10 protein-coding genes and 1 riboswitch are annotated in these 14,782 nt (G+C 39.8%); of the genes, 1 reads left to right on the top strand and 9 read right to left on the bottom strand.

What is annotated here, in order from left to right:
• Nucleotides 1-90: 90 nt before the first annotated feature.
• From ACIQXR_RS02755 to ku, 7 genes are all read right to left on the bottom strand, one after another.
• Complete coding sequence (locus ACIQXR_RS02755) at nucleotides 91-861, bottom strand: dioxygenase family protein (protein ID WP_403079437.1); 771 nt, start codon at nucleotides 859-861, stop codon at nucleotides 91-93.
• An 84-nt stretch (nucleotides 862-945) separates the two neighbouring features.
• A complete protein-coding gene (locus ACIQXR_RS02750) occupies nucleotides 946-1,704 on the bottom strand; it encodes a polysaccharide deacetylase family protein (protein WP_403079436.1) in 759 nt (252 codons plus the stop codon).
• A gap of 192 nt (nucleotides 1,705-1,896) precedes the next feature.
• Nucleotides 1,897-5,346, bottom strand: coding sequence for a methionine synthase (gene metH, locus ACIQXR_RS02745; protein WP_403079434.1), 3,450 nt, complete (start codon nucleotides 5,344-5,346; stop codon nucleotides 1,897-1,899).
• On the bottom strand, nucleotides 5,339-7,186 hold the full coding sequence (locus ACIQXR_RS02740; RefSeq protein ID WP_402956911.1) for a bifunctional homocysteine S-methyltransferase/methylenetetrahydrofolate reductase: 1,848 nt from the start codon (nucleotides 7,184-7,186) through the stop codon (nucleotides 5,339-5,341). The genes metH and ACIQXR_RS02740 overlap by 8 nt, the downstream gene beginning before the upstream one ends.
• Before the next feature lie 106 nt (nucleotides 7,187-7,292).
• A riboswitch (SAM riboswitch) is annotated at nucleotides 7,293-7,391 on the bottom strand.
• Between the two features lie 111 nt (nucleotides 7,392-7,502).
• Nucleotides 7,503-8,144: an MOSC domain-containing protein gene (locus tag ACIQXR_RS02735; protein ID WP_402868880.1), complete on the bottom strand. Its 642-nt coding sequence runs from the start codon at nucleotides 8,142-8,144 to the stop codon at nucleotides 7,503-7,505.
• Nucleotides 8,145-8,628: 484 nt separating this feature from the next.
• Entirely contained in the window at nucleotides 8,629-9,303 is a 675-nt protein-coding gene (locus ACIQXR_RS02730; RefSeq protein WP_402868881.1) for a phosphatase PAP2 family protein, read from the bottom strand.
• An 89-nt stretch (nucleotides 9,304-9,392) separates the two neighbouring features.
• Nucleotides 9,393-10,235, bottom strand: a complete 843-nt coding sequence (gene ku, locus ACIQXR_RS02725) for a non-homologous end joining protein Ku (RefSeq protein WP_402868883.1) — start codon at nucleotides 10,233-10,235, stop codon at nucleotides 9,393-9,395.
• 137 nt (nucleotides 10,236-10,372) lie between these two features.
• Here ku and ligD point away from each other — a divergent pair, with 137 nt between their 5' ends.
• A complete protein-coding gene (gene ligD, locus ACIQXR_RS02720) occupies nucleotides 10,373-12,235 on the top strand; it encodes a DNA ligase D (RefSeq protein WP_402868885.1) in 1,863 nt (620 codons plus the stop codon).
• 84 nt (nucleotides 12,236-12,319) lie between these two features.
• Here the strand turns inward: ligD and dapF are convergent, their stop codons facing one another.
• On the bottom strand, nucleotides 12,320-13,306 hold the full coding sequence (gene dapF, locus ACIQXR_RS02715) for a diaminopimelate epimerase (protein ID WP_402868888.1): 987 nt from the start codon (nucleotides 13,304-13,306) through the stop codon (nucleotides 12,320-12,322).
• Between the two features lie 181 nt (nucleotides 13,307-13,487).
• Entirely contained in the window at nucleotides 13,488-14,780 is a 1,293-nt protein-coding gene (locus tag ACIQXR_RS02710; RefSeq protein WP_402868890.1) for an NCS2 family permease, read from the bottom strand.
• Nucleotides 14,781-14,782: the final 2 nt, after the last annotated feature.

Below are 14,782 nucleotides of genomic sequence, written 5' to 3'. Positions count from 1 at the left end.
TTAAGTCTATTTTTTCTAAAAAAAGATTTTTCTATTTTCGTATATTAATTCAAACAAGCTAGATTTCGCACGATTGAAAACCCTTTCAACTCAAGCAAACTCCCAAGCTGTCAAACTTAAGTTTCCATACTGAAAACTACGATGCAACATTTTTGCCTTTTTATTGGAATCTCCTGCTCCCATCGCAATGATCAAGGGAATGAAGTGACCTTTAAATGGCACCGCCTCGGAACTATATGGCCCTATTCTTTCATAATCAAACAAGGATTCCAAATCCCACTTCTCTACCTGTTCTTCCACCCAGTTTTCAAAACGGATTGCCCACCCCTCCGCAACATGCACGTCTGGCTGAATCTGGTTAAAATTATGCACAATCCCACCGCTACCAATTATAAGGACGTTATTCCGTTTGAGAGCCCCCAGCATTTTCCCGATTTCATACTGTTTTTCAAACGGTAGGTCGGAACTGATCGATAATGAAACTATCGGTATATCAACTTTAGGATACATGAGATGCAACAGCCCCCATGCCCCATGATCGAGAGGACGCCTTTCATCAAGCTCCCCCCATATGCCAACTCGTGACAACAGGGTTAAAATCTTATCGGAAAGCTCCAAATTTCCTGAAGCGGGATAGGATACCTGGTAAATTTCTTCCGGAAAATCGATATAATCATAAAGGATTTCATGCTTCTTGACAGCTGAAACCAACTGTTCATCACTTTCCCAATGGGCTGACAGAATGACTATTGCAGTTGGCTTCTCAATTTCTTTTGTATAAGCTTTTAAAAACTCGGTGTAGCTATTCTCTTCCAAGGCTAATAATGGCGTTCCATGTGATAAAAACAACGATGGCATCATAAAAACTTTAAATCCTTTCCAAACTATGATCTTTAAATTAAAATCCAATTACCTTTAATTTACTATAGTTGAGCTTGGCTTTCACTAATTAAATTGAACCTTTGGGGTTGTCTCATCTATCGTATCAAAGATATAGCCTTCTTTTTTTAGGATTTCTATTATCTTCGGCAGCGCTTTAACGGTATTTTTCATACTGTTGATATCATGCAGCAGGATATTAGCCTGTTTTTGATTTTTCAAGCCTCTTTGCACGGATGTGATGATTTGATGTTCGCTTATAGTAGGACTGATTCCATCCGTTGAATCTATATTCCAATCTGTATATATATACCCTTTATCCGTTAGCTGCTGAAGTATTCCATTAATGATTGGTTTTGTGCTTGCTTGTTGTCTCAGACGATTTCGTGATCCACCGGGAAGACGAACGATTCGGCTTTTTATTCCATAATCTTTTTCTAACATCGTTTCAAGACGATTTAAATCCTCAAAAAAACTATTCGTGGAACGATACACGATTGAATAGTCATGTGTATAGGAATGTAAGGCAATTTTGTGGCCTCTTCCTATCATTTCTTCATAGCATTTTTTTGCATATGGCTCTTCATTACCTTTAACAAAAAATGTTGCCTTTACTTGATACCGGTCTAAGATGTCCAGGATATCCATTGTATTCGTAGAAGGCCCGTCGTCAAAAGTTAAATAAACTGTCTTTTGGTTTTCTTTACTTTTGACGAGCGGAGTTATTTCTTCCGGAATTATTGCATGTACGGGTCCGGCAAGTGTTTCACTTAGGATCATTGAAAAACAGAATACTACCGTATATAAGTGCAATAATTTCTTCATAATTCTCCCCCTTGCTTTTTACCATTAAGGTGTACTATTCCAGGGGTTTCATGCATCAAATTTTTTTAGAATATAGGCATGGAATTATGGTCTTTAACAACTTCACTTCCTGTATCAGGAATTTATTCTTAATGTGCTCTCGAAATTAACTCGCCATAATCAATAAGACAGCGGATTTAACCGCTGCCTTACTTATCTATCGACATTAAAATATCTAGCTTCAGGGTGTGCAAACACTATGGCGGAAACAGATGCCTCCGGTTCCATCATGAAACCTTCAGTCAATTCTACCCCAATATCCTGAGGCTGTAATAAGCGGAAGATTTTTTCCTGGTCTTCCAGATTCGGGCAGGCTGGATACCCGAAAGAAAATCTTTGACCAATATACTTGGCAGCAAATCTCTCTTTCATGGTCATTTCGATAGAATCGCTAATTCCCAAATCGTCACGCATCATTTGATGGATTCTTTCAGCAAATCCTTCAGCCGTTTCGAGAGCAAGGGATTGTAGGGCATGATTTTTTAAGAAATCTCCCTCTTTCTTGAACTTTTCAGCCCACTTTCTAATGCCTCTTCCTGCTGTAACCAGGAAGAAACCAACATAGTCCATTTTGCCAGAAGAAATAGGCTTCGCAAAATCAGCCAGACAAAGGTTTGGACTTGTATCTTGCCTTGGAAAATCAAAAGTTTCCAATACTTCCTGATGATCCTCGGGATTGTATACCACTAATTTGTCACCATCACTTTGGGCGGGGAAAAATTGATAAACTGCATTTAATCCATATTCAGGTTCGGATTTCAGGAATTCAATCAGATCGTCAACCAAATCATTCAATTGTATAGCTTTATCGTTACCCTCCTTCAGTAATTCAGCCACCTTCCCTTTTAGACCCAGATGATGCCCAATCAACATCTGTCTATTGATATAGGGCTGAATGACTTCGAGTGGATATTTTTTTAGTATATGCCTTTTGACATCATGAGGTTTTTGAACCGGTACATTCCTTAGTGGAACCGCACTTACTGGCTTACGTTCCGGTTTTTCAATTAATGCGGCGATGACAGCATTGGCTTTTGCCTTTTCACGTTTATTTTTCAGTTCCTCAAGGTATACCATTTTTCTGTTCGTATCATGTAGGATATTCGTAACGGCCAAACCATCCATCGCATCCTTAGAATATAGAACAGGCCCATCGTATTCGGGTGAGATTTTAAAATCGGTGAACTTACGGGATAATGCGGCACCACCCACCAAAATTGGGGTGTCAATCCCAGCCTGTTTCAAATCCTGTGCTGTTAAGATCATTTGCTGAGCTGACTTTACAAGCAGGCCCGATAAACCGATAATGGTAGGTTCATGTTTCCGTACTTCCTCAATGATTTGCTGCGGTGCAACCTTAATTCCAAGGTCCACTACTTCATAACCATTATTGGAAAGAATGATATCGACAAGGTTTTTACCGATATCATGGACATCCCCTTTGACAGTGGCCAAAAGAATTTTGCCTTTTTTAGCATGATCCTCTGAATTTTCCATAAGCGGTTCAAGATGTGAAACAGCGGCTTTCATTGCCTCGGCACTTTGAAGCACTTCTGCCACAATTAGTTGGTTATCATTGAATAACCGCCCCACTTCGCTCATTCCATCCATCAATGGTCCATTAATGATTTCCAGTGGAGCATCACCACGCTCTATGGCTTCATTCAAGTCCTCGATCAATCCTTCTTTTGTACCCTCGATTATGTAGTTACCTAGCCTTTCATCTAATGGAAGAATAATTCCATCATCTTTCTTTTCAGCTTTTTTACCACGATAAAATTCAGTGAAGGTCGCCAGTGTTTCTGTTGAGGTATCAAATAAAAGTGCTTCAGCAAGCTTCACTTCCACTTCTGGTATTAAAGCAAACCGTTCGAGTTTTTCCGTATTCACAATCGCGTAATCTAGTCCAGCTTTCGTACAATGATAAAGAAAAACGGCATTCAATATTTCCCTTCCACGTGAAGGCAAGCCAAACGAAACATTTGAAATCCCAAGAATCGTCAAACATTCAGGGAATTTTTCCTTGATTGCTTTAATTCCTTTTACTGTTTCCAATGCGGAGCCAATATATTGTTCATCTCCTGTACCGACTGGAAATACAAGGGGATCAAAAATCAAGTCACTTTTCTTTAGGCCGTATTTGTTTACAAGTAAATCCACTGAGCGAGTAGCTACTTCTATTTTTCGTTCGGCGTCTACCGCCATACCAATTTCATCAATCGTTCCTACTACGACAGCCGCACCGTATTGATGAATAAGTGGAACGATTTTTTCAAACCTCTCTTCACCATCTTCGAGATTGATTGAGTTTATGATGGATTTCCCTTGGGAATGTTTCAAGGCTTGTTCAAGAACGGCTTCATCAGTTGTATCGATGACTAAAGGGACCTTTACCTTTTTGACGACCTCTTCAATGAATTCTTTCATGTCACCGAACTCATCTCCATCAGGGTCTGCCAGACAGATATCAATGACATGCGCACCTTTCTTAACTTGTGCCCGGGCAATCTCCGCTGCTGGTTCGTATTTCTTGGCACGAATCAATTCCTTGAATTTACGAGATCCAATGACATTCGTTCGCTCTCCGACAAACAGGGGTCGCATTGAGTCGTCATAAATAAGCGGCTCGATGCCAGATACGGCATGACCATGTGCAGCCTCAGGTAATTTCCGTGGTTGAATATCTTTAAGTACTCTTGAGAGCTCTTTAATGTGTTCAGGAGTGGTACCACAACAGCCACCAATGATATTGACCCAGCCTTTTTCTGCAAATTGTTTCATTTTCTCGGCTAGGGAAGTGGGAGATTCATGGTAATGCCCCTCTTCATCAGGCAATCCTGCATTTGGATAACAGCTAATCGCATTGTCGGATAGATCTGCTAGAGTACGGATATGGTCAATCATAAACTCTGGGCCTGTCGCACAGTTCAAACCGACAGCCAGAGGGTTCATATGCTCTACCGATAAATAAAATGCCTCTATGGATTGACCGGCTAACGTCGTTCCCATCGGCTCGATTGTTCCTGAAATCATTATCGGTACTTCCTTGCCGGTTTTAGCGATGGCCGATCTAATTCCAGAAAAGGCCGCCTTTACATTGAGCATATCTTGACAGGTTTCCACGAGTAATAAGTCTACCCCACCGTCTATAAGGCCAAGTGCCTGTTCTTCATATGAATCGGTCAATATATCGAAAGTCGTTCCACCTGTAACAGATAAAGTTTTTGTCGTTGGTCCCATGGAACCCGCTACATACCTGGGCCAATTATCACTTGAATATTTTTCACATGCTTTTACGGCAAGCTCTGCCGATACTTTATTAAGTTCATATGCAAGCGTGCTTAATTGATATTCTTCCAGCACTAAGCTTGTGGCACCAAAGGTATTAGTCTCTATAATATCGGCACCTGCCGCTAAATATTTTTCATGGATGGTTTGAATGATTTCAGGACGGGTTAACGATAAATACTCATTACACCCTTCGTATTGTTCTCCACCGAAATCCTCGGCCGTTAAATCTTCAGCTTGAATCATGGTGCCCATTGCTCCATCAAGAAGAAGAATCTTTGATTGTAATTGCACGTTAATTTCCCTTTTACTCATGTCCTGCCACCTCAGATGTTTGTTTACGATCATGATCCTTAATATATGTAGTAAGTTCCGCTGTCATTTCATAGCGTAAGAAAGGCGTTATTAAGTAAATTCCCTTGAACCTCTCTTGGGCTGCGTCTACCAATTCCCTTGCTATATTTATAGCTTCAATCCTTGATTTTACTGGATCAGCTCCCGCTGAGGCCATTGCTTTCCGTACACTGTCAGGTAATTTAATCCCCGGTATTTCATTATGGATGAATTCGGCATTCCTCGTACTGGTAAGGGGCATTATCCCCATGAAAATCGGTGTTTCCAAATGTTTTGTCGCCTGATAGACTTCTTCTATTTGTTCTACTGAATAAACTGGCTGTGTCAAAAACGAATGAGCACCGCAAGCGATTTTCTTTTCCATTCTCTGAACAGCCTTATCGAGATATTTCACATTTGGATTAAAAGCTGCGGAAATCTTGAAATTAGCCCGTTTCCCTAGACTTTGTCCGGAATAGGAGTAGCCCTCATTGAATTGCTTAACCAGACTTATCAAATCGAATGAAGATAAATCATAGACAGACGTTGCCCCCGGGAAATCACCAATCTTAGAAGGATCCCCAGTGATAACTAAAACTTCATCCAGCCCGACCGTATGCAATCCCATTAAATGGGATTGCAACCCAATAAGATTTCGGTCCCTGCACGTAATATGGACCATCGGATTCACCCCTAATTCAGCCTTTAATAAATTGGCTAAGGTCGAATTCGATATCCTTGGTGAAGCAAGTGAATTATCAGCTAAAGTAATGGAATCCACCCCAGCTTTTTTCAAGGCTTCAGCTCCTGCCATAAACGTTTCGATTCCTAACTTTTTCGGTGGATCAAGCTCAACTAGGATCGTTCTATCCGTTTTTGCCTTTTCATGAAGAGCTAATTCTTGTTTTTGGTTATTCACTTCAATAATTTCTATATGTCGAGCTTTCGTAATTTTTTCCTTGACTGGCGCTAAAGTGCCAATCATTTCGTTCACAGCTTGTATATGTAGTGGTGTCGTACCACAGCAACCCCCTATAATGGTTGCTCCTTGTTTTCGTAATTCGAGTGCACTTGAACCGAAATATTCTGGTTCCGCTTTATAGACCAGTCTCCCATCCACATAATCTGGAAGACTTGCATTAGGATAGATGGCAATCGACGCCTGCATAGGCAATTTCACTTCTTCCAGTGCCCTTATCATATGATGGGGGCCCAGACGGCAATTCACCCCAACGACATCTGCACCTAGGTACTCTAGCTTTTGAAAAGCTTCATTCAAATGAAATCCATTTTGAAGATTTCCAAGTTCATGCATCGATACATTTGCAATAATCGGCAGGTCCGTTTCCTTTTTAGCAATTTGAAGCACCGTTTCAAGCTCTTCAAAATCATAGAATGTTTCAAGAAGAATTCCATCGGGATCTTCCAGGAGCAAACTGTATAATTGTTCTCGAAAACCCCGTTTTATTTCTTCTATACTTAAATCCGATTTACGTATACTACGCTGGGCCCCAATTGTACCAAAAACATAAGCCTTCCCTTTCGCTACTTGTTTAGCAAGGCTGACTCCTTGGCGATTGATCCGACTGACTTCTTCCTCCAGCCCATACCGTTTCAATTTATTGAAATTGGCACCATATGTATTGGTTTGCAGAATATCTGCACCCGCTTCTAAATAGGCCCTATGTATAGACTCAATTTTATCAGGATTGGTGCAATTTATTTCCTCATAACATTGATCGATTCCATAGGAGTACAACAACGTACCCATCGCGCCGTCTCCAACTAGCATTCTTTCCTTCAATTCACTACGAAAATCCAATTAGTACACCCTCTCTTAAAAACACTATGGTTTTTGTCGGTTTCTATGAGTGTGAGAGTAAAGAAAAAAAACCTTCTCAAAGAAGAAGGCTTTTTTCGAAACATTCTCCTCATCTATCAAGCTCTGCTTGCTGGATTTAGCACCTTTGCCTAGGCTGGTTGCTGAGGTTTCATCGGGCCAGTCCCTTCACCTCTCTCGATAAGATTTATTAAGTTTAATTTTCTAAACATTTCAAAATTTATTTATATTTAATTTACATGAATCATCTGATAATTTCAAGAGTATATTTATCATTTTTTCATTTTCTTCAGACTTTTTAACGATACATCCTTTTAGAAAGCAAGGCTCCCCATTCTTCCGACAAGGATTCAATGGAAAGCAAGGACATTGCCCCCTCCTCCCCATCACGCTTATGAAGGATGACATCCGTTGCATAAAGTACCGTAACCTTATCTTGAAGCCGATCCAATAACACGATATCATCTTGTTGGCCAATTACCCCTTCTTGTATAACCCTAGCAAAATAGCCAGTTAGATTAGTGTCCATCACCAATTTCAAAAACTCTGGCTCTTTGTTAAAGTGGGAGATGGTCGAGCAAGGAATACGCCCCTGTGTAATCTGAATAACGGTCCCGCCAATGCGATAGATATCGCCTATAAACGTTTGACGTTCAGTCATTCCAGCAATCGTCAAATTCTCCCCAAATGCAGGGATGGAAAGCTGCTTATTGAATGTTCGATTCCATAAATCATAATGCTCAAAGGGATAAAAACATAGAGCACGGTCAGGCCCTCCATGGAACTTTCTGTTACCCACTCCATCCCCATCAATCCCTGATTTTGTTACGGTGATATAGTCGATGGCCTTCTTATCCATTGCCGTTTTGATCTTTACCCCCGAAAGCTCCTCCTCTTTTGGCATCCCAATTTGAAGAGACATGATTTTACGATTTTCCATTGGACATCTTCCATTTCTTTTAAATTTCCAGATTGCAATAAAGAAACATTCTTTATATTCAATCTATTCAATTATTTGATTATACCAAACAAAAGCAATAACCTCTTTACTAGGATAAAATTCGATGTGAAAAGAGAATGATATAAAAATAATCCCTTTGTTTTAGTAATTTAGTTGCTATTTCCAAATTAATTATGATAGAATATGAACACAATATATAGTCGAAAAAGACAATCCGTCGCCTATATGTTGATTCACGATTAATTTCCTCATTGTCGCTCTTTAGGGGGCGAATTTTTTTGTCTCCTTTTAAAAAGGGTGGAAAACAGTAGATCCTTACTAATTATTTATACCTAACAGGTAGCTACCAAATTGAACAAGAGACCTTCTTTTAATGAAAATTTATAGGTACGATCATTACTTTCCTCACAGTACACCACTTTTTTGATAATTTTGGTGATTTTCTTATGCCTTCATTTTCCCCTTAGCTTCTATTTTTTCGCCCCTTATATTCCAGGTATCGTAACAGCCATGCCGATATCGTTAGCCAAGCAGCTCCGGCAACAAAACCTGCCACAACATCGCTCGGGTAATGCACCCCTAGATAAATGCGGCTCCATCCAATGACCAATGAAGCCAAAAAAGCCAAAAACCATATAATGCCGTTCATATATTTACTTTTGACGATTCGTAAACATACAACTGCAATGCTTCCGTAAACGATAACCGAAGCCATAGAGTGACCACTAGGAAAACTATATCCTGAAACGGATAATAATGGAGCGATATCGGGTCTTTCCCTTTGAAAAAGATATTTTAGCCCCCAATTAAATACCCCACCCATTGCTGAAGTGATTATTAAGTATAAAGCAAGCTGTTTTCTTCTGTATAAGGCCAAAATCAAGGCAAATATACCAATTAGTACGACTATCCATGTCACCGACCCAAAAAATGTGAGCGTAGTCACAAAGCTGATAAATTGTTCACTAAAGGGCACTTGGATGAAATTGATAAGGACTTTATCAAATTCGATTAACTCCCCTTCCTTCAGTTCTTCCACAATTTCAATAAAAATGAAAAAATAAACTAGGATTAAACCAGCCATCATGGCAATATAAAGAAGTTTTTTTGAAATATGTATGCTAAAAAAGTTATGCATTCTCGGACACCACCTTTTCCCTCATTTACCACGCTACCTCTAGGATAAAACAAAAAAAGCCTAAGCGATAGATTTCGCTCAGGCTTTTTTTACGCTTGTTTCTTTTTAGGCTCCGCTCTTTTGCGTGTCGTCTTTTTCTTTACAACCATTTTCTCCGGCTTCGTCCTGTCAATGGACGCTTGTAAAGCTGCCATTAAATCCGTCACATTATTGGCCACGGGTTCTTTAGATTTTGCTGTAATGGTTTTCTCGCCAGTTTTCTTTGATTCAATCAATTCAAGCAAAGCTGTTCGATAATCATCTTTGTATTTAGTCGGATCAAACGTCGATGTCAACTGATCAATTAATAATATGGCCGTATCGATTTCTTTTTTTGCAATGGCATCATTAGCAGGAATATTAGGAACGTCGGTTGCAGAACGAACCTCATCAGGGTAATGAATGGTTTCCATCAACAATGTGTTATCCACTACCCGAAGGATAGCCATTTGTTCTTTGGAACGAATGATGATTTTAGCGAGACCAACCTTGCCTGACTCCAAGAGTGCTTCCCTCAAAAGAGAATAGGCTTTTGTACCGCCATCGTTTGGAGACATATAATAGCTTCGGTTGAAATAGATTGGATCAATTTCCTCTATTTTAACAAAATCAATGATTTCCACTGCCTTATCTTCATTTTGTTTTTTTAATTGCTCAAGTTCATTGTCTTCTAGGACAACAAACTTTCCTTTTGTATACTCAAACGCACGAACAATATCATCCTTGCCTACTTCTTTCTGGCAAACTGGACAAACCTTTTCATATTTTATCGGTGAATGGCATTCCTTATGCAAAGTTCGTAAGGATATATCCTTATCTTCCGTTGCCGCATGAAGCTTTATCGGGATATTCACCAAACCAAAAGAAATGCTGCCTTTCCATATTGTATGCAAATTCCTCACCTCATCGTTGATTAATTGATTCACTATTATTATCATTCCCATTTCTTTCAAAAAAATTATATCTCAACTCTTAAAATTAAGATTTTATGGGGAAAATACTAATAAACGCATTGAACGGAGGGAAAAATGTGATAAAACCAATGTTGCCCACCTATCATCCAGAAGCTCCTTGTTCTAAGGAATGGATATATGAAGTCAAATATGATGGCTTTCGGGCCATTTTAACGATTGAAGAAAGTAAAGTGGCAAAGCTGACGAGCCGGAACGGAAAAGAGTTGCTGCCTCTTTTTCCGGAAATCGGTGAATTCCTAGAAACCTTGAACCTCGAAGGTATACTTCCCCTTCAACTAGATGGAGAACTAGTTTGGCTAACGAATGAAGCCAAGGCAGACTTTTCCGAGATACAGTGGCGTGGACGTTTGAGAAACCAAACATTGATATCCGAGGCTTCCACCCTCTCCCCATGCCGATTCATAGTGTTTGACTTACTAACCTTAAATGGAAAAGACATTACCAAACAAAACTTGTCGGAACGGAAAGCTATGTTGAAGGGCTTAGGAAAGAAACTTCATTTCCCAGAAAATCCTAGCCCCCATGAAGAAAGCCCAATCCAACTGATTGGAAACTATGATACTGCAAATGAAGCAATGAACAAGGTCATTCTCATGGATGGGGAAGGGATTGTAGCCAAGAACATCAACAGCATATGGCACGAAAAACGGTCAACCTCCTGGATCAAGGTGAAAAATTGGAGGGTATTCCCCTGCTTTATCACCGCTCTTCATAAAGAAAACGGATATATTTCAATTTCCGTTTATAAAGACGGTGTAATTACCCCGATTGGGAGCGTCAAAAATGGCATGAGTGCCCAGGATAAAACCATTTTACACGAATTGATTAAAAAAAATGCCGTCGAAGAGAATGCGAAGTTCTTTTACCTCCATCCTTCCATTTGTATCGAAGTGCAATTTCTGCATGTTCATGAAGAAAATGAATTACGGGAGCCTCAGTTTTCCCAGTGGCTGTTGCAAACGATACCAAGTGAATGTACTTGGGAGAGGTTCCTTATCAGTCAATTTACTTTTCCGGAGTCGGTCCATATAACATCCCCAGATAAACCGATTTGGGCATTTAAGGATAGAAAGGTGATAAAAGTTGAATACCTCCAATATTTACGGGAGGTGTCATCTCATTTCTTGCCTTTTCTAGCCGACAAACTTCTGACAACAATTCGTTACCCTCATGGCGCAATGAACCCTGAACGTTTTTTTCAAAAAAATAAGCCAGAGTATGCGCCCGCATCGATTCAAACGTTCCTGAATGAAGACATCGAGTATATGCTATGTAATGAACTGGAAACATTGCTTTGGTTTGGCAACCAACTTGCCTTGGAGTTCCATGCACCATTTCAGAAAGCTGGCTCTACTAAACCAGATGAAATTGTATTGGATCTTGACCCTCCCTCGATTGAGTATTTTAACTTGGCGATTCATGCCGCTCTTGAAATAAAGAAAGTCTTGCTTCCATTACATATAGAAGCATTCGTAAAAACTTCAGGAAATAAGGGATTACAGATTCATATTCCACTACCGGAAGATACTTTTACTTATAAAGAGACACATATTTTCACTGATTTTCTTGGTCAATACTTAATAAGCTCCTTTCCAAATGACTTTACCTTAGAGAGAATGAAGAAAAATCGACAAAATCGACTTTATCTCGATTTTGTCCAACATAGTGAAGGGAAAACCATTATCGTCCCTTATTCCCCTCGTGGAAATCATTTCGCCGGGGTAGCCACTCCCTTATCATGGGAAGAAGTGAATGAAAACCTTAGACTGGAAGATTATACAGTGGAAACTGTACCTAACAGGATCAAAAGGTTGGGCTGCCCCTTCAAGAATTACAGGCAGATTGATAACGGCCCAGCATTTCTAGAGGTTTTATCCTTCCTTAAACAACAAAAGGGGCCTTATAAGTCCAAAAAATAAAACAGGTGAAGAAAAACGAATCGTTTTTCTTCACCTGTTTTTCTTTTTTTATAATAATTTACTGATTTGACAGCCTTTTGTCCCTTACCATTTCGTTTTCAAAAAGCTTTGTACTTCATCCTGCATCTTTGCATATAATTTTGTTTCCTCTTCATATTCATGTTTTTCAAGCACTGTGAAAACCTCTGGCTGATCGATGTCTATTTCAAGCAACGCTTTGAACTCATAGGTTGCATTTCCAATCAGGTCAATGGAATACGCATTACTCTCTTCATCATGGTGAACGATACATTTCACTTTTCCACCGTTGTTATAAACGGAAATTTCCTGTTCAAGCGAATTAAGTCCAATCGAGCAAGTAACCAGACTTGAAGCCGACATCGCAGTTCCACAAGCATTCGTGAAGCCTACACCTCTTTCGAAGGTACGAACATAAATGCTCCCAGGTGTCAGTTCTTTTACAAAACTGACATTGACCCCATCCGGAAACAGGTCATTCGGTTGGTTCACTTTCGTGGCAAGCTCTTCCTGTAAATTACTTTGCAATACATCGCTATCCACTAAGGTGATCAAGTGTGGATTTGGGACAGCCAATGCCGAAAATAGGAGGGAATCATGCAACTCAGGGAGCAATTCATTTAACAACTGATCCTTTTCTATTGCAAGCGGAAGATCCTTGACCCTAAAGCTGACCGGAGAAATTTCCACTTTGAATGTTGGAATTCCCGCATAAATATCATCCGTTTTTTCGACGAGTAAATTCACTTTCATCGTCTCAACAGTCATTTTATCAAGCCCTAAAACGTCATTCGTATACCTGGCCACACACCGAAGTCCATTACCACACATGGATGCTTCTGATCCATCTGCATTAAATACCCGCATTCTGGCATCTGCATGCTCACTTTTCATGACAAATAGAATGCCATCCGCTCCAAGCTTTTCTCTATTGCAAAGGACCTTCGCTAATTTTTCGCGTTCTGCCTCTGTAAAGGTCAGAGTTGTTGTTAATTCATCAATAATTAAAAAATCATTGCCCGATCCATGAATTTTAAAACCTTCAATTAACATCCTGTCACATCCTCAATGCTGTTCATTTATTTTAAATATTCTTTATCATAGCATTATAAGTTCGAACATGTCATCGGGAAAATTCCAATTAAGCGAATATTCCATCAAGAAAGCCGAGTTGCCATACAATAAAAAGCCTGTGGAGGCAATTCTACCCACTCCACAGACTCTTCAATTCATATTAACCTATTATAAAATAGATAATAAACAATATAGCGCTAACATACATTGGACCTGAAACTTCTTTCGCCTTACCTGTGACCACTTTCAGGAATGGGTATAGAATAAACCCGAAAGCCATTCCATCTGCAATACTGTAGGTAAATGGAATGAAGGTAATGATTAAAAGTGCGGGGATGCTTTCTGTATAATCGCTAAAGTCCATTTTCTTAATATTTTCAAGCATGAGCATGCCGATAATGATTAAAATTGGCGCAATGGCACTATCCGGAATCACCTTAATTACCGGAATAAATAAAAGTGACAGAAGAAACAAGAACCCCGTGATGACTGATGTTAAACCGGTCCTGCCCCCTGAGGCGATGCCTGCAGCGGTCTCAACAGTGGCTACCGTCGGACTGGAACCGATAGGGCCAGAAAGAAGAACGGAGACACTCGTTGCCTGTAGAGACTTCTTATAAGCCTCCGGACGTTCGATGCTGTTCACATGTCCGTGTACAAGACCAATGTTTTCAAAGATTAGTACCATGGTCATCGCAAAAACACTTATCCAAAATTCAATTCGCCCCACCTCGATAAATGTCAGTGAAAAAAAGAGTTCACTATAAGAGGCTGTATCCAAACCAGAAAAGTGGATATTCGAGATTTCAATCGTGCCAAAAAAGTACGCTATACAGCTACCTATGATGATCGTGATCATAAAGTTTCCTGGGACATTTTTAATAAATAAAGCAATGGCAAGTAAAAATGTCAAAATCGTTGCTAGAACAGATGGGTCACTCAAATGACCAAGTCCAAGAAGCGATGAAGAACCCCTTGTAATAATCCCACCCTTTTCCAAACCGATTAACAGCAAAAATAAACCAAGACCAACAGAAATGGCGTCTTTTATGGAACCTGGAATGGAATCATTAATCAATTTCGAGAACTTTGTAAAAGCCACGATTACAAAAATGAGGCCCGAAACAAAAACAGCTCCAAGAGCCGATTGGAAGGATAAGCCCATTCCTTGAACCATTGTGTACGCGAACAGGGCATTGACGCCCATACCGGGGACGATGATTATTGGTACATTAGCCCACAACCCAATCAAGATACAACTCACTGCGGAAAGGATAATGGTTGCAATCACCGCTCCATTAATAGGTATACCTGCTTCAGATAAAATCAGGGAATTCACGACGAGAATATATACGATTGTGAAATAACCAACCACACCGGCAAGAATTTCACGTTTTCCATTTGTTCCATATTGGGAAAAATGAAAAAACGTTTCTAAATTTGTTTTCTTCATGT

This window comes from Peribacillus sp. NPDC097224, from assembly GCF_044761985.1.
In the GTDB taxonomy this organism is placed as follows: domain Bacteria; phylum Bacillota; class Bacilli; order Bacillales; family DSM-1321; genus Peribacillus.
Note: the sequence above shows the minus strand (reverse complement) of the source record. Positions and strands in the feature narration are given on the sequence as shown.

Excerpts from the sequence above, each read along its gene's own strand:
- ACIQXR_RS02755 (WP_403079437.1), bottom strand. The coding sequence starts at position 861 with ATGATGCCATCGTTGTTTTTATCACATGGAACGCCATTATTAGCCTTG.
- ACIQXR_RS02750 (WP_403079436.1), bottom strand. The coding sequence starts at position 1,704 with ATGAAGAAATTATTGCACTTATATACGGTAGTATTCTGTTTTTCAATG.
- metH (WP_403079434.1), bottom strand. The coding sequence starts at position 5,346 with ATGAGTAAAAGGGAAATTAACGTGCAATTACAATCAAAGATTCTTCTT.
- ACIQXR_RS02735 (WP_402868880.1), bottom strand. The coding sequence starts at position 8,144 with ATGGAAAATCGTAAAATCATGTCTCTTCAAATTGGGATGCCAAAAGAG.
- ACIQXR_RS02730 (WP_402868881.1), bottom strand. The coding sequence starts at position 9,303 with ATGCATAACTTTTTTAGCATACATATTTCAAAAAAACTTCTTTATATT.
- dapF (WP_402868888.1), bottom strand. The coding sequence starts at position 13,306 with ATGTTAATTGAAGGTTTTAAAATTCATGGATCGGGCAATGATTTTTTA.
- ACIQXR_RS02710 (WP_402868890.1), bottom strand. The coding sequence starts at position 14,780 with ATGAAGAAAACAAATTTAGAAACGTTTTTTCATTTTTCCCAATATGGA.